Below are 16,021 nucleotides of genomic sequence, written 5' to 3'. Positions count from 1 at the left end.
CTTATGATTAAATCTAGTCTCATTCAGCGCATTTATTGTGTTCAATTAAACGCTTCGTGACAACCTTAACCGAAACATCGCACCCCGGGAGGCCCCATCGTGAGTTTATTCGACAAAAAGCATCTGGTTTCACAAGCTGATGCATTACCGGGACGCAACACCCCTATGCCTGTGGCAACCTTACACGCCGTCAACAACCATTCAATGACCAACGTGCCGGATGGAATGGAAATCGCCCTGTTCGCCATGGGCTGCTTCTGGGGCGTTGAGCGCCTCTTCTGGCAGTTGCCCGGCGTGTACAGCACCGCGGCCGGCTACACGGGCGGTTACACGCCGAACCCAACCTACCGCGAAGTCTGCTCCGGCGAAACCGGGCATGCGGAAGCGGTCCGCGTGGTGTATGACCCTGCCGTCATTAGCTACGAACAGCTCCTGCAGGTCTTCTGGGAAAACCACGACCCGGCCCAGGGCATGCGTCAGGGCAACGACCACGGCACGCAGTACCGCTCGGCGATTTATCCGCTCACGCCTGAGCAGGATGCCGCCGCGCGCGCCAGCCTTGAGCGTTTCCAGCAGGCCATGCGTGAAGCGGGTGATACGCGCGACGTGACGACAGAGATCGCCGCCGCGAAACCGTTCTACTATGCCGAGGACGATCACCAGCAGTACCTGCACAAAAATCCGTACGGCTACTGCGGTATCGGGGGCATCGGCGTCTGTCTGCCGCCACAGCTGGCCTGATTAGCGTTCCAGCGCCACGCGAGCCGCGTGGCGCGTGGCGTTACTGACCGAACCGTAGTCCATTACCTTCCCCTGCAGCAGCAGGTTAAAGACCGGCGCCTGCGGCCGGTTGAGCCGCGTTTGCAGCAGGTGTACGGCTTCAATCCCCAGCTCGCGACAGGGCACCGTCACGCCCGTGACCGGTTTTTCCAGACGGTGCGCCAGGTTCCATGCAAAATCGGTCGTAATCAGCGAAATGTCTTCCGGAATGCGCAGCCCGTGGCGGGTTAACGCCCTGACTACCCCCTCCACCATACTGGTGCTGTTCGGGAAAATAACCTCCGGCCACTGGGATCTGTCATGATTCATCAGCCACGCATCCAGCGCCCGCTCGGCCTCCTCTGCGGTAAACCACTCCGTCACCAGCAAATCTCGCTGGGGATCAAAGGCCACGTGAAAATGGCGGTACGCCTCTTTAATGCCGTCCAGACGCGCATACAGCGTTTCTCGCCGCAGGCAGGTGAGCGTGAGTACCCGCCGATGTCCCTGCTCAAAAAGATACTGCATGGCGGTAAAGCCAATCGCCCGGTGATCGGGCGAAACGGCATCCAGCTCCCGATCCCGGTCAACGGAATTAATTAATACGCAGGGCTTATTCAGCGTGCTGGCGAGTTTAAATATGGTGGAATCATCAGTCCCAATAATAATTATCGCGTTGATATTCTTCTGGCTGGCCTTTTCCATAAATAATTTCACATCGGCGTGCTGCTCTTCTAATCCACAGCAGCTGACCCACACGTTGTGCCGCGCGCAGGCTTCAGCAATCCCTTTCGTCACCTCCAGATAAAAAATATCCCCGCGTCCCTGAAAGGTTCTTTCTGGTGCAAAAACAGCGATACCGTTAATTAATAGTCTGCCGCTCGCCATTGACTCCAGTACGCCTAATTCTCGTGCGGTGCGAACGATCGCCTCCCGGGCTTTATCGCTGGTATACGATTTGCCGCTTAACACCCGCGAAACCGTGCTGACGGAAAAGCCCGTCAGGACCGCAATTTCCTCCATTTTTAACCTGCCGGGCATAGTGTGACCTCGCTCTCATTCAGTTTTTGCAAATATTTGCAGAAACAGCCTTTTGATTTTAAAACCAAATTTCAAAAAGCCTGGAGATTACTTAACCACCTTGCGAGTATTCTCACAAAAACACATTGTCGCTGCGGCTCGCCTTTCCTATTTTCCGGTCATCACTTCTTTTCAACAGAAATTAAGGTGTGACATGGAGAAGGTACGTTTTGGCATTATTGGAATAGGTAATATCGGTACGGTCCACGCACGCTATTTACTGGCGGGTACGGTCAGCGACGCCTGCCTGACGGCAGTTTGCGATAATGCCGTTGAAAAGCATCCGGCTATTCGCCAACTGGTCGGCACCCTCCCGTTATTCAGCGACGCGCAGGAGATGCTCCAGAGCGGGCTTATCGACGCGGTGATTGTCGCGACGCCGCACTACGAACATCCGCGCCTGTCGATGCTGGCGATGCGCAACGGCATTCACACCCTGTGTGAAAAACCGGCAGGCGTATATACGGCGCAGGTGCAGGAGATGAACGCCTGCGCCCGGGAGTGCGACGTGGTGTTTGGCATCATGTACAACCAGCGCCCCAATCCGCTTTACCTGAAGGTGAAAGATCTTATCGACAGCGGCGAGCTGGGTGAGATCCGCCGCTCCAACTGGATCATCACCAACTGGTATCGCTCGCAGAGCTACTACAACTCCGGCGGCTGGCGCGCCACCTGGAAAGGAGAAGGCGGCGGCGTGCTGCTCAACCAGGACCCGCATCAGCTCGATCTCTGGCAGTGGCTGGTGGGGATGCCGGTCCGCCTGCGCGCGTTCTGTCAGTTCGGCAAGCATCGCGATATCGAAGTGGAAGACGAGGTCACCGCCTACGCTGAGTATGCCAACGGCGCGACCGGCGTGTTTATCACCACCGTGGCGGAAACGCCGGGTACCAACCGGCTGGAAATCGTCGGCGACCGCGGCAAGGTGGTCGTCGAAGAGGGCAAGCTGCGCTACTGGCGGCTGCGTGAGTCCGAAACCGCCTTCAACGCCCGCTGGCAAAACGGCTTCGGTGAACCTGAATGCTGGGAGGTGACGCTCCCCGTCGCCCCGGAATGCAGCGATCATCACGTTATTACCGCCAACTTCTGTGCCGCCATCCTTCGCGGCGAGCCGCTGATTGCGCCGGGTCTGGATGGGATCCGCGGGCTGACGCTCTCCAACGCCATGCACCTCTCCACCTGGACAGACGACTGGGTCGACCTGCCGCTCAACGAGAAACAGTATCTGCGCCTGCTTCAACAGCGTATCAGCACCTCAGTAGCTAAAGAGACCGCCAGCGTCACGCTGGACGCCTCTGGCACCTGGTAACTTCGGAGATAAAACGATGTTAAATGTCGCCATCGTGGGAACAGGGAATATCTCCCATAACCATATTCAGGGCTATTTGCAGTTTGACCAGCGCTGCCGGATCGTCGCGCTGGTCGATATCTACCCGGAAAAAGCCCACGAGAAAAAAACGCGCTACGGCCTGACGGATGCGCGCGTGTATGAAAGCCACCAGCAGATGCTGGCGTCAGAGGCGGATATTCACATCGTCGACGTATGCACCCCGCCTTACGTCCATGCAGAAATCAGCATTGATGCCCTGCACGCGGGTTGCCACGTGCTGTGCGAAAAACCGATGGCCGCCTCGCTGGAGGAGTGCGACGCGATGATCGCCGCACAAAAGGCCAGCGGCAAGACGCTCTCCATCATTGCCCAGAACCGTTTTACCGATGCCTTCTGGCGCTTAAAAGCCGCGCTGGAATCGGGGCTCGCCGGGAAGATTTGCCACGCGCAGGTGGATTCGCTCTGGTGGCGCGGACACTGCTACTACGACCTGTGGTGGCGCGGCACCTGGGAAAAAGAGGGCGGCGGCTGCACCCTGAACCACGCGGTACACCATATCGACGCCATTCAGTGGATGCTTGGCTTTCCATCAGAGGTGGTGGCGATGATGACCAACGTGGCACACGACAACGCCGAAGTGGAAGACCTCAGCGCGGCAATTTTCAAATACCCCGGCGGCGCGCTCGCGCAGCTTACCGCCTCCGTTGTGCACCACGGGGAAGATCAGAAGATCGTCATTCAGGGCGATAAGGCGCGCATCTCCGCGCCGTGGCAGGCCTTCGCCAGCGTCAGTGCCGATAATGGCTTCCCGCAGGAAACTAACGATCTGTCGCGAGAAGCGCAGCTCAATGCCGTTTTTCACGACACCCGGAAACTCGAATGGACGCTGCACGCCGGGCAGATTAACGATCTGCTTTATGCCATCGAGCACGGCACGGCGCCGTTAGTGGATGGGCTACAGGGCAAACGCTCGCTGGAGCTGATTACCGCGATCTATAAATCCGCCATTACCCGGAGCGTAGTTTCGCTGCCGATTCAGCGCGATGACCCGTTTTATCGCACCGGCGGGACCAACGCCCTCGCCCCCCGTTTTTATGAAAAATCTGCAAGCGTCGCCAACTTCAGCGAAGTGGGCGCTATCCCTCTGGGTAAAGATCTGGATCGAGGAGTATCAGCATGAACAAAAATGACGGAATGAACTACGCCCCGGTGGGCAAACCGCAGCCCGTTGTCAGGGAAGGAGAGTTTGTGTTTGCCGCCGCCGCGCTCGACCACGGCCATATCTACGGGATGAGTAACGGCCTGATTGAAGCCGGCGCCACGCTGAAGTGGGTGTACGACCCTGACCCGGCAAAAGTGGATAAATTTATCCAGCAGTACCCGCAGGCAAAAGTAGCGGAGTCGCTGGAGGTGATACTCAACGACGACGAGGTGCGTCTGGTTGCGGGTGCGGCCATCCCGTCCGAACGCTGCGCGCTGGGGCTGAAAGCGATGGCGGCGGGCAAGGACTACTTCACGGATAAAGCACCGCTCACCACCCTTGAACAGCTGGCCGACGCTAAAGCGATGGTGGAGAAAACCGGGAAGAAATACGCGGTGTACTACAGCGAACGCCTGCACGTAGAGAGCGCGGTTTTTGCCGGACAGCTGGTGCAGCAGGGCGCGATTGGCCGCGTCGTGCAAACCCTGGGAACCGGCCCGCACCGGGAAGGCACCGGTCGCCCGGACTGGTTCTACGATCGTCGTTACTTCGGCGGCATTTTGTGCGATATCGGCAGCCACCAGATTGAGCAGTTCCTGTTTTACACCGGAAACAGCGAGGCCTCCGTGGTGGCAAGCCAGGTTCGCAACGTTAAACACCCGCAGTACCCGGCATTTGAAGATTTTGGCGATGCCATGCTGAAAGGAGAAAACGGCGCCAGCGGCTATTTCCGCTGCGACTGGTTCACCCCGGACGGGCTCTCAACCTGGGGCGACGGCCGCCTGACGCTGCTCGGCACCGAAGGCTATATCGAAATCCGTAAATATGTCGATCTCACCCGTGGCGAGCAGGACGTGGTTTACCTGGTCAATAAAGAGGGGGAATTCCGTTATCCGGTGGCTGGGCAGGTCGGGTTCCCGTTCTTTGGGGAACTGATCCTCGACTGCCTGCACCGTACCGAAAACGCCATGACGCAGTCGCACGCCTTCAAGGCGGCGGAGCTCTGCGTGAAGGCACAGATGCTGGCCAACGCGACGGCATAACGGGAGGTAACTATGACGATCCTGAACACGGCGGTTATCGGCGCCGGCGCGATTCACGGCTGCCATGTGAACGCCTTACGCCAGATCCCCAACGTCGCGCTGCGCGCGCTGGTAGACATCGACAGCGTCAAAGGACTGAAGCTGGCGATGGATTACCAGTGCCGTTTTTATCAGGATTACCGGGAAATGCTGCGGGATGATGCCATCGACGTGGTCCATATCTGCACGCCGCATTTCGAACATAAACGTATGATCCTGGATGCACTCTCTGCCGGGAAGCATGTGTTCTGCGAAAAACCGGTAGGGATGAACAGCAGCGAACTCGACGATATCGCCCGCGCCGTTGAGCAGGCTCCAGGCCTGCTTGGCGTTTGCTATCAGAACCGGCTCAACCCCACCAGCCTGCGCATCCGTCAGGCGCTGAACGATGGCGAGCTGGGGAAGATGCTCAGTATGAAAGCGGTGCTGACGTGGTCACGCTCGGGGGCGTACTACACCGAAAGCCCGTGGCGTGGACGGCTGGCAACGGAAGGCGGCAGCCTGCTGATCAACCAGGCGATCCATACCCTTGACCTGATGCAGTGGTTCACCGGCGGCGTGACGCGTCTGAAAGGCGTGGTGGATAGCGGTGAACTGGCGGACGTCACCGAAGGGGAAGACAGCGCAATGGCGACGCTGCACTTTGCCAACGGCGCGCGCGGCCTGTTTTATGCCAGCAACTGCAATACCGTGGATTCCCCTCTCTGGCTGGAAATCCACTGCGAACGGGGTTCGCTGTTATTGAATGACAACGTGCTCTGGCGCATCACCCCCGGCGAGCGTCGCAGGCTGGTGAGCGATGACTCCCCTGACGGCTCGGTCAAAAGCTACTGGGGGCTGGGACATCAGCAGGCGATCCGCCGTTTTTATCACGCCATTAATCACTCGGGAGAAACGGACTACACCGATATCCATTCTGCCGGAAAATCACTCGCGCTTGTGGAGGCCCTTTATCGCTCATCTCAATTGAGACAATGGATAGATATCAATAATTAGAACGTAATGTGTCGTCCAGCAGTAAATAAAAATACGACCTGAAAACAGGTTAATCATTACCCTACACTGGATATTATTATGGTCAAACCAACTGAACGTAGAGTTGGTTATGGCGTAGCGCTTGGCTACGGCGTAACCGATCTGTTTGGCGGAGGCGCTTTCGCCATTATCGGCACCTGGCTGCTATTTTTTTACACCACCTATTGCGGGCTCTCGGTTATTGAAGCGGGTTCGATATTCGCGATTGCCCGCGTCATTGATGCACTCTTAAGCCCGATTATGGGCTATATCACCGATAATTTCGGCAATACCTGGCTCGGCCGTAAATTTGGTCGTCGCCGCTTCTTTTTATTACTCAGCGCCCCATTAATGTTTTTGTATGCCCTGCTGTGGCTGACGGATATGGGCTACTGGTATTACCTGGGAACCTATCTCTCGATCGAATTGCTGTCGGCGATGGTGCTGGTGCCCTGGGAGACGCTGGCGGCAGAAATGACAAACCGCTATGAAGAGCGTAGCCGCCTCTCCGGCGTGCGTATGATCTGCTCCCAGCTGGGTGGTTTCCTTGCGGTTTCCGTCCCCGGCGTGATCATGCAGTTCACGGGGAAAGATAATCCGTTTACCTATACCCTCACCGGGCTGATATTTTCCTGCGTATTTTGCATCGCGGTATTTATTACCTGGTACACCACCTGGGAAGCCAAAGATGTGCAGCAGGAATCCGATTTTAAGGTGGATAACCAGCGCAGCAGCGGAATACTCAATCACCTGAAATATCTGGTACTGGATCTCTTTTCCTCATTCCGCATTCGCGCGTTCCGCCTGCATATTATTATTTATATCTTTTCGTTTACGGCGATGGACGTATTCGGTTCGGTGTTTACCTATTACGTCGTGTACTGTCTGAGCCAGGATGCAGCTGCGGTATCCGGCTGGTTGAGCATTGCGGCCTTCGCCTCGGTACCCGGCACGTACGGGTTTATGCTGCTTCTAAACCGGCTGAACGTTACCCCTTCGGCCGCTCTGCGCCTCTCCTACGGCTGTATCTTCTGCGTGCTGGTATTCCTGTTTACGGTCTACCTCACCAAAACGCAGGTGCCGACGCTGCTGTTCTCGGCGGTCTTTATCCTGCTGGGCGCTTCCCGCTCTGGCCTCTACTATATTCCGTGGAACATCTACAGCTTTATTCCGGATATCGACGAGATGGTGACGCAGCAGCGCCGCGAAGGGATTTTTGCCGGCGTGATGGTTCTGACCCGCAAAAGCACCGTGGCAATTGCCATCATGATTATTGGCCTTGTGCTGCAGGAGTCCGGCTTCGTGAAGGGCAGCGGCGCACAGCCAGAAAGCGCGCTGGGGGCAATTATCGGCCTGATGATCTTCGCAACGGCAGCCCTTCTGGCGGTGAGCTTCTTTACCACCTACAAATTTAAGCTCACCCGCGAGACGCATAAGCTGCTGCTCAAGGAGATTGCCCGCCGGAAATTGGGCGGAGATTACCGCGACTGCGACGCCAAAACCCGCCTGATAATCAAGCAGTTGACGGGTTATGAGTATGACCAGGTGTGGGGAGGCGATGCCACAAGACGGACGGTGGGAAGCGCCAGCTTATCTCCCGTGAAATAACCTCGCGTACCGGGCAGCCCCCCGCTGTCCGGTCTGTTTTTATGCCAAAATGTGACCTCTGGCAGATTTACATCTCTTTACGCTATACTACCGCTGAAATAATCGGCTCAACGCTACGAGCTGACGTTCTACGTGTTTTCACACAAATGGTATCAACTCCCCTTCTGAGGATCTGGCGTGAAGCCGGATAAACTATGTTAAACAGTATTTTAGTAATACTTTGTCTGATTGCCGTCAGTGCATTTTTCTCGATATCTGAGATCTCGCTGGCCGCGTCCCGTAAAATCAAACTGAAGCTGCTTGCCGATGAAGGCAACATCAATGCCACCCGCATCCTGAAAATGCAGGAAAACCCCGGTATGTTCTTTACCGTGGTGCAGATTGGCCTGAACGCAGTCGCCATCCTCGGCGGTATCGTAGGGGATGCAGCGTTTTCTCCGGCGTTTTATAGCCTCTTTGTGAAGTACATGTCCGCTGAGCTTGCCGAACAGCTGAGCTTTATTCTCTCCTTCTCGCTGGTAACCGGCCTGTTCATCCTTTTTGCAGACCTGACCCCGAAACGCATCGGTATGATTGCGCCAGAAGCTGTGGCTTTGCGTATCATCAACCCGATGCGCTTCTGTCTGTACGTGTTTCGTCCGCTGGTGTGGTTCTTCAACGGCCTGGCGAACGTGATTTTCCGCATCTTTAAGCTGCCGATGGTGCGTAAAGACGACATCACCTCTGACGATATTTATGCGGTGGTGGAAGCCGGCGCACTGGCCGGGGTGCTGCGCAAGCAGGAACACGAGCTGATTGAGAACGTGTTTGAACTGGAATCCCGTACCGTGCCCTCTTCCATGACGGGCCGTGAAAACATTATCTGGTTCGATTTACATGAAGATGAGCAGAGCCTGAAGAACAAAGTGGCGCAGCATCCGCACTCCAAGTTCCTGGTCTGTAATGAAGATATCGACCACATCATCGGTTACGTCGACTCCAAAGACCTGCTGAACCGCGTGCTGGCAAACCAGAGCCTCGCGCTTAACAGCGGCGTACAGATCCGCAATACGCTGATTGTGCCGGACACCCTGACGCTCTCAGAAGCGCTGGAAAGTTTCAAAACCGCCGGGGAAGACTTCGCGGTGATCATGAACGAATACGCGCTGGTGGTGGGCATTATCACCCTGAACGACGTGATGACCACGCTGATGGGCGACCTGGTAGGCCAGGGTCTGGAAGAGCAGATTGTCCAGCGTGACGATAATTCATGGCTGATTGATGGCGGCACACCAATTGAAGACGTGATGCGTGTGCTGGATATCGACGAGTTCCCGCAGTCCGGCAACTACGAGACCATCGGCGGCTTTATGATGTTTATGCTGCGTAAAATCCCGAAACGTACCGACTCGGTGAAGTTCTCCGGCTACAAGTTTGAGGTGGTGGATATTGATAACTACCGCATCGACCAGCTACTGGTGACGCGCATCGACAACAAGCCGACCGTGCTGGTGCCGAAGCTGCCGGACGCGGAAGAGAAAGTGTCGGCGTAACGTTCCTGCCCCCACAAACATCAACGGCTCCCATCGGGAGCCGTTTTTCTAACTACTTACTGCATAGCACGTTGGTTAAGCCATCTCAGTTTGCAGACGCATAACCTGACGGTTGACTTCGGACATCACAGACAGGTGCTGTTTGTCCTTCACTTTTGGGACAAGGATCTTGCCCTTATCAAACTCAAAAGCGCCAACATCCTTGATGTACAACCGTCCACGGAACAGGATCTTCACGTACTTCGCCACCTGAAGCGGGTTGTAGCGTTGGAAAATTTTCATTCTTGTATCTCCTGCGAATCATACGCTCTTGCGGTGCCACAATCGGCCCGACTGTCCTGAGCGCAAATTTTGATGCCCAATGACTATAGACCAGAACTACGGTGTTACCCAGTGTGCATAAGTTTATTTACCGTTTGATTACAATTATTCAGAATAATCTTTGCAAAGCGTGATAGAGAGCAGTATAAGCCGTCGTTTTTTCATGGATATGTGCGTTCGCCCGCAAACTGGCATCGGGATTGCGGGAAAACCACATTGATCGCACTTATGATTAAAAGCGTATGACCAAGTGGTCGGATCACCTGCAAACAATAAGGAAACGCCATGACCCTACGTAACATCCTTGCAGCAGCTTGTCTGCTGCTGCCCCTGTGGGCTTGCGCTCACAACATTGAAAAAGGACAACGTGTACCGCCAGTCGGCATTGCAGACCGGGGAGAATTGATTCTCGACAATGATAAGTTTAGCTATAAAGCCTGGAATAGCGCGCAGCTTGCGGGCAAAGTGAGAGTTGTACAACATATTGCCGGTCGTACATCCGCAAAAGAGAAAAATGCCAACCTGGTGGAAGCGATCAAGGCCGCAAAATTCCCACATGACCGCTACCAGACCACCACGATCGTGAACACCGATGACGCTATTCCGGGCTCCGGGATGTTTGTGCGCTCGAGCCTTGAGAGCAATAAAAAGCTCTATCCGTGGTCGCAGTTTATCGTCGACAGCAACGGCATCACCCGTAAGGCCTGGCAACTGGAGGAAGAGAGCTCTGCGATTATCGTGCTGGACAAGAACGGTCGCGTACAGTGGGTGAAAGACGGGGCGTTAACCCAGGAAGAGGTGCAGCAGGTTGTCGACCTGCTGCATAAGCTGCTGGCTCAATAAATAGAGACGCGGAAGCCGGGGTTGAGGAAGGATTCGCGCGGGGTGTAGTCCAGCGGCTTGCCCTGCCAGTCATGAACGTGCGCCCCGGCGGCCGCAGCCACGGCGTGACCTGCCGCAGTATCCCAGACGTTGGTTGGCCCAAAGCGCGGATACAGCTGCGCCTGACCTTCCGCCACCAGGCAGAATTTCAGCGACGAGCCAATCGAGGTAGTCTGGTGTTCACCCAGCTGTTGCAGGTACTCCTGCAGCTCGCTGTCGCTGTGCGAGCGGCTAATCACCACCAGCGGTGGACGCGCATCGCGCACCTGGATCTGCTTCCGTACGCCGCACTCCTCTTTCCAGGCCTTGCCTTCTGCGGCGCTGTACATCACGTTCATCACCGGCGCGTAGACCACGCCGAGCACCGCTTTGCCCTTCTCAATCAGGGCGATATTGACGGTGAACTCACCGTTGCGCTTGATGAACTCTTTTGTCCCGTCCAGAGGATCGACCAGCCAGTAGCGCTGCCAGTGCTGGCGCTCGTCCCAGCTTTGCGGCGCTTCTTCTGACAGAACGGGGATCTCCGGCGTTAAAGCCTGTAATCCTTTCAGGATCACCTTATGCGCCGCAATATCCGCCGCCGTGACCGGAGAGTCGTCGGCTTTGCTGACAACCTCCATGGGTTTACTACCGTCATACACCTGCATGATGGCATCTCCCGCATCCCGTGCGAGCTGACAAATTTTATCTAGCATTCTCCACCTCTTTGTTAACGCAGTGAGGTTAACTCTTTGTTTTAGTTATATCGTAATGTGAACAATTCCGCTATCTGTGAAGCAATTCTGGTTTCAGGACGCTTTTTTCTGTCAGGATTCACATTTCTGTAAGCAACAAGCGATAGATACATACTCTTTTGTGGTCTGCATCGAAAAAGGACTCCTCTGATGATTAAGTTTAGTGCAACGCTCCTGGCAACGCTGGTTGCAGCAAGCGTACAGGCGGCGACGGTAGATCTGCGTATTCTGGAAACGACCGATCTGCACAGCAATATGATGGACTTCGATTACTACAAAGATACCCCTACGGAAAAATTCGGACTGGTACGCACAGCAAGTTTGATTAACGCCGCGCGCGGTGAAGTAAAAAATAGCGTGCTGGTGGACAACGGCGATCTCATTCAGGGCAGCCCGCTCGGTGATTACATGGCGGCGAAAGGCCTGAAGAAAGGCGAGATCCATCCGGTTTATAAAGCGATGAACACACTGGATTATGCCGTCGGTAACCTGGGCAACCATGAATTCAACTACGGCCTGACATACCTGCACGATGCGCTGGCCGGCGCGAAATTCCCGTACGTTAACGCCAATATCATTGACGTTAAGACCCGGAAACCGCTCTTTACCCCTTACCTGATAAAAGAGACTGACGTTGTCGATCAGGACGGTAAAAAGCAGACGCTGAAAATCGGCTATATCGGCTTCGTACCGCCGCAGATCATGACCTGGGATAAAGCCAATCTCGACGGTAAAGTGACCGTTAACGACATTACCGAAACCGCGCGCAAATACGTGCCGGAAATGCGCGAAAAAGGCGCGGATCTGGTCGTGGTTGTCGCCCACTCGGGCCTCTCCGCCGACCCGTACCAGGCCATGGCTGAAAACTCCGTTTATTATCTGAGTGAAGTTCCGGGCGTTGACGCGATCCTGTTCGGCCACGCCCACGCCGTCTTCCCGGGCAAAGATTTTGCCAGCATCAAAGGGGCTGATATTGAGAAAGGAACGCTCAACGGCGTGCCGTCGGTGATGCCGGGCATGTGGGGCGACCATCTTGGCGTGGTGGACCTGGTGCTGAATAACGACGGCGGCAGCTGGAAGGTGACGCAGTCAAAAGCCGAAGCGCGCCCGATTTACGACGCTGCGGCTAAAAAATCTCTGGCGGCTGAAGATAAAAAACTGGTCGACGTGCTGAAGCACGATCACGACGCCACCCGCGAATTCGTCAGCAAGCCGATCGGCAAATCCGCCGACAATATGTACAGCTTCCTGGCGCTGGTGCAGGACGACCCAACCGTTCAGGTGGTCAACATGGCGCAGAAAGCCTATGCCGAACACTTTGTGCAGGGCGATCCGGATCTGGCAAAACTGCCGGTTCTGTCTGCCGCTGCGCCATTCAAAGTGGGCGGGCGTAAGAATGACCCGGCAAGCTATGTTGAAGTCGAAAAGGGCCAGCTGACCTTCCGTAACGCCGCCGATCTCTATCTCTACCCGAACACGCTGGTGGTGGTTAAAGCCACAGGAAAGGAGGTGAAAGAGTGGCTGGAGTGCTCCGCCGGACAGTTTAACCAGATCGATCCGACAAGCAGCAAACCGCAGTCGCTGATTAACTGGGACGGCTTCCGCACCTACAACTTCGACGTGATCGACGGCGTGAATTACCAGATTGACGTCACCCAGCCGGCGAAATATGACGGCGAGTGCCAGGCCATTAATCCGCAGGCGGAGCGCATTAAAAACCTGACCTTCAACGGCAAGGCGATCGACCCGAATGCCACCTTCCTGGTGGTGACAAATAACTATCGCGCCTACGGCGGTAAGTTTGCCGGTACGGGGGATAGCCACATCGCTTTTGCGTCACCGGACGAAAACCGCTCGGTATTGGCGGCGTGGATCGGCGCAGAGTCGAAGAAGGCGGGCGAAATTCACCCGGCGGTGGATAACAACTGGCGTCTTGCGCCGATTCATAGCGAGACAAAACTGGATATCCGCTTTGAAACGTCACCGTCCGATAAGGCGGCCAGGTTCATTAAGGACAAGGCGCAGTATCCGATGAAGAAGGTTGCAACGGATGATATCGGGTTCGCGATTTATCAGGTGGATTTGAGCAGGTAAAAGCAAAACGGCAACGCGCGTTGCCGTTTATGGTGTTTGTTCCCTCTCCTTGTGGGAGAGGGCATCAGGCCGCACATACCCGGCTTTTACGCCGCACGCTCATCCCGATTCGCCATCACCTTCGGCGTATTGACCTCAATCCAGTCTGCCAGCGCGGCCACTTTCTCACTGACCTCAATCCCCATCGGCGTCAGGCTATACTCGACATGAGGCGGCACGACCGGATACGACACACGATCGACAAATCCGTCCTGCTCCAGCGCCTGAAGCGACTGGGACAGCATCTTTTCGCTCACCCCACCCATTTTACGGCGCAGATCGCTGAAGCGGTGCGTTCCCTCCTGCAGGGCCAGCAGAATCAGTACCCCCCAGCGGCTGGTAACGTGCTTGAGCACCTCCCGTGAAGGACACTGTTCCGCGAAAAGATTGCCATCGCGCATTTGTTCGCTGAGCGTTGGTATCGTTGTTTTCATACTTACCTTTTTGTACGTACTTACTAAAAGTTAGCTATGGTGCTAGTGTGCCACAACACCAGACAAACACGAAGGAGATTCATCATGATCGCGATTACCGGCGCTACTGGCCAGCTTGGCCATCTCGTTATCGAGCAGTTGTTAAATACCGTACCGGCCAGCCAGATTGTGGCTATCGTGCGTAACCCGGCGAAAGCTGAAGCGTTGAGCCAGCAGGGCATTGTGGTTCGTCAGGCGGATTACACCGACGAAGCCGCCTTCACCGCCGCGCTGAGCGGTGTGGATAAGCTGCTGCTGATCTCTTCCAGCGAAGTAGGCCAGCGCGCAACCCAGCACCAGAACGTCATTAACGCCGCCAAAACGGCAGGCGTGAAATTTATCGCCTACACCAGCCTGCTGCATGCGGACAAATCACCACTGGGTCTGCACGTTGAACACGTCGCGACGGAAAAAGCGCTGGCGGCGTCCGGCATTCCTCATGCCCTGCTGCGCAACGGCTGGTATACCGAAAACTACCTGGCGAGCGCGCCGCCCGCGCTGGAACACGGCGTGTTTATCGGTGCCGCAGGCGAAGGCAAAATTGCCTCTGCGACCCGTGCAGACTATGCAGCGGCGGCCGCCAAAGTCATCGCTGAAGAGGGTCATGCGGGCAAAGTATACGAACTGGCAGGCGACCACGGCTGGACGCTGAGCGAGCTGGCGGCGGAGCTCAGCAAGCAGAGCGGAAAGCCGGTAACCTATCAGAATCTCAGCGAGGCAGATTTCGCCGCCGCGCTGAAAAGCGTCGGCTTGCCTGCCGGGCTGGCAGATATGCTCGCGGACTCCGATGTGGGCGCGTCCAAAGGCGGCCTGTTTGACGACAGCCGTACCCTCAGCAAGCTGATTGGCCGTCCAACCACGCCGCTGGCGGAGAGCGTCAAAGCCATTCTGTAATTGTTACGGATTGGTTATTTTTTGTGGCATCCCCTCGGGTCATCTCTGATAATGAAACGATGACCCATGAGGAGGCTCACCGTGCAAGGCGTACCGGAACAGTTTATTGATGAGAGAGACAGCGCGCGCTTTCGCCACCTGGCGCAGCTGCCGGGCCTTGAACTCTATCACGCGCATATCTCTGACTACGCCTTTGAGCCTCACACCCATGAAGCCTTCGGGATCGGCACGATTGAAACCGGTGCCGAACGCTTTCGCTATCGCGGTACCCAGCATCTCGCACCTGAAAAATCCGTTGTTACCATGAACCCGGATGAGATCCATACCGGGGAGTCCGCCACTGAAGACGGCTGGCGCTACCGGATGGTTTACATCGAGCCTGACCTGCTGGAAGAGGTAACCGGCCTGCGCCACTGGTGGTTCAGCGACGTAACCCGCTATGACCCGCTGCGCTCGCAGCAAATCGGCAGGCTGATTTACGGCCTGTGGCATACGGACGACCCGCTGGCGCAAAAAGGCTTATTGCTGGATTTGATTGAGACCTTTCAGCCGTTAGCCCATCACGCGCCGGTAGTTCAGGAAGGTGCACACCGGTTCGAACGCGTGCGCGAGTATCTGCACGACAACTATATGCACGCCCTGACGCTGGACGAGCTGGCGAACGTTGTCTCGCTCAGCCCGTACCATTTTCAGCGTCAGTTCAAAGCCCATTTCCACGTTACGCCGCACCAGATGCTGATGGCCATCCGCCTGTGGCGCGCCAAAGCGTTCCTCACCCACGGCATGCCCGCAGCTGAGGTCGCCGCCGCGACCGGGTTGACCGACCAGTCGCATTTAACCCGCGCGTTTACCCGCCGCTACGGCATTACTCCCGTTCGCTACCAGAAGCAGGTCACCCGGCGCTAAAGCGCAATCTCATACAATACGCGCGTATTTGTCCCTCCTACACTGAGTGCAACGTGAATCAAACAGGATGGAAAA

At 56.0% G+C, this 16,021-nt stretch carries 15 protein-coding genes; 11 read left to right on the top strand and 4 right to left on the bottom strand.

What is annotated here, in order from left to right; all coding sequences use genetic code 11:
• Positions 1–99: 99 nt before the first annotated feature.
• Positions 100–741 (top strand): peptide-methionine (S)-S-oxide reductase MsrA, encoded by a 642-nt coding sequence (gene msrA, locus AC4ICF_RS02295; RefSeq protein WP_116343585.1) that lies wholly within the window; start codon positions 100–102, stop codon positions 739–741.
• On the opposite strand, the gene AC4ICF_RS02290 is transcribed toward msrA, so the two are convergent.
• Positions 742–1,800 (bottom strand): LacI family DNA-binding transcriptional regulator, encoded by a 1,059-nt coding sequence (locus AC4ICF_RS02290; protein ID WP_316379798.1) that lies wholly within the window; start codon positions 1,798–1,800, stop codon positions 742–744. It lies immediately after the preceding gene.
• A 193-nt stretch (positions 1,801–1,993) separates the two neighbouring features.
• Between AC4ICF_RS02290 and AC4ICF_RS02285 the strand changes: the two genes are divergently transcribed.
• The 6 genes from AC4ICF_RS02285 to paeA all read left to right on the top strand — a co-directional run bounded on the left by AC4ICF_RS02285 (position 1,994) and on the right by paeA (position 9,603).
• Positions 1,994–3,145 (top strand): Gfo/Idh/MocA family protein, encoded by a 1,152-nt coding sequence (locus AC4ICF_RS02285; protein WP_316379799.1) that lies wholly within the window; start codon positions 1,994–1,996, stop codon positions 3,143–3,145.
• 16 nt (positions 3,146–3,161) lie between these two features.
• Positions 3,162–4,346, top strand: a complete 1,185-nt coding sequence (locus AC4ICF_RS02280) for a Gfo/Idh/MocA family protein (protein WP_116343588.1) — start codon at positions 3,162–3,164, stop codon at positions 4,344–4,346.
• Positions 4,343–5,410 carry a Gfo/Idh/MocA family protein gene (locus tag AC4ICF_RS02275; protein ID WP_192981773.1) on the top strand — a complete coding sequence of 356 codons (1,068 nt, stop codon included), beginning with the start codon at positions 4,343–4,345 and terminating at the stop codon, positions 5,408–5,410. Before AC4ICF_RS02280 ends, AC4ICF_RS02275 begins: the two co-directional genes overlap by 4 nt.
• 12 nt (positions 5,411–5,422) lie before the next feature.
• On the top strand, positions 5,423–6,445 hold the full coding sequence (locus tag AC4ICF_RS02270) for a Gfo/Idh/MocA family protein (RefSeq protein ID WP_116343590.1): 1,023 nt from the start codon (positions 5,423–5,425) through the stop codon (positions 6,443–6,445).
• 78 nt (positions 6,446–6,523) lie between these two features.
• Positions 6,524–8,071, top strand: coding sequence for an MFS transporter (locus AC4ICF_RS02265; protein ID WP_116343591.1), 1,548 nt, complete (start codon positions 6,524–6,526; stop codon positions 8,069–8,071).
• Positions 8,072–8,265: 194 nt separating this feature from the next.
• Positions 8,266–9,603 carry a polyamine export protein PaeA gene (gene paeA, locus AC4ICF_RS02260; RefSeq protein WP_028015283.1) on the top strand — a complete coding sequence of 446 codons (1,338 nt, stop codon included), beginning with the start codon at positions 8,266–8,268 and terminating at the stop codon, positions 9,601–9,603.
• A 75-nt stretch (positions 9,604–9,678) separates the two neighbouring features.
• Here the strand turns inward: paeA and AC4ICF_RS02255 are convergent, their stop codons facing one another.
• Positions 9,679–9,885, bottom strand: coding sequence for a DUF1107 domain-containing protein (locus AC4ICF_RS02255; protein WP_008501430.1), 207 nt, complete (start codon positions 9,883–9,885; stop codon positions 9,679–9,681).
• Between the two features lie 324 nt (positions 9,886–10,209).
• Here AC4ICF_RS02255 and AC4ICF_RS02250 point away from each other — a divergent pair, with 324 nt between their 5' ends.
• Positions 10,210–10,767: a YtfJ family protein gene (locus tag AC4ICF_RS02250; protein WP_316379801.1), complete on the top strand. Its 558-nt coding sequence runs from the start codon at positions 10,210–10,212 to the stop codon at positions 10,765–10,767.
• On the opposite strand, the gene cysQ is transcribed toward AC4ICF_RS02250, so the two are convergent.
• Positions 10,761–11,501 (bottom strand): 3'(2'),5'-bisphosphate nucleotidase CysQ, encoded by a 741-nt coding sequence (gene cysQ, locus AC4ICF_RS02245; RefSeq protein WP_116343593.1) that lies wholly within the window; start codon positions 11,499–11,501, stop codon positions 10,761–10,763. The genes AC4ICF_RS02250 and cysQ overlap by 7 nt on opposite strands.
• A gap of 189 nt (positions 11,502–11,690) precedes the next feature.
• Between cysQ and AC4ICF_RS02240 the strand changes: the two genes are divergently transcribed.
• Positions 11,691–13,634, top strand: a complete 1,944-nt coding sequence (locus AC4ICF_RS02240; protein ID WP_316379802.1) for a bifunctional 2',3'-cyclic-nucleotide 2'-phosphodiesterase/3'-nucleotidase — start codon at positions 11,691–11,693, stop codon at positions 13,632–13,634.
• A gap of 86 nt (positions 13,635–13,720) precedes the next feature.
• On the opposite strand, the gene AC4ICF_RS02235 is transcribed toward AC4ICF_RS02240, so the two are convergent.
• Positions 13,721–14,107 (bottom strand): winged helix-turn-helix transcriptional regulator, encoded by a 387-nt coding sequence (locus tag AC4ICF_RS02235; protein ID WP_116343595.1) that lies wholly within the window; start codon positions 14,105–14,107, stop codon positions 13,721–13,723.
• An 84-nt stretch (positions 14,108–14,191) separates the two neighbouring features.
• On the opposite strand from AC4ICF_RS02235, the gene AC4ICF_RS02230 reads away from it, so the two are divergent.
• Together AC4ICF_RS02230 and AC4ICF_RS02225 are read left to right on the top strand one after the other, a co-directional pair.
• Positions 14,192–15,040 carry an SDR family oxidoreductase gene (locus AC4ICF_RS02230; protein WP_163330684.1) on the top strand — a complete coding sequence of 283 codons (849 nt, stop codon included), beginning with the start codon at positions 14,192–14,194 and terminating at the stop codon, positions 15,038–15,040.
• An 81-nt stretch (positions 15,041–15,121) separates the two neighbouring features.
• Positions 15,122–15,946, top strand: coding sequence for an AraC family transcriptional regulator (locus AC4ICF_RS02225; protein ID WP_302219146.1), 825 nt, complete (start codon positions 15,122–15,124; stop codon positions 15,944–15,946).
• Positions 15,947–16,021 lie beyond the last annotated feature (75 nt).

This window comes from Enterobacter sp. ECC_219_Taxon_10 (genome assembly GCF_058354905.1).
Note: the sequence above shows the minus strand (reverse complement) of the source record. Positions and strands in the feature narration are given on the sequence as shown.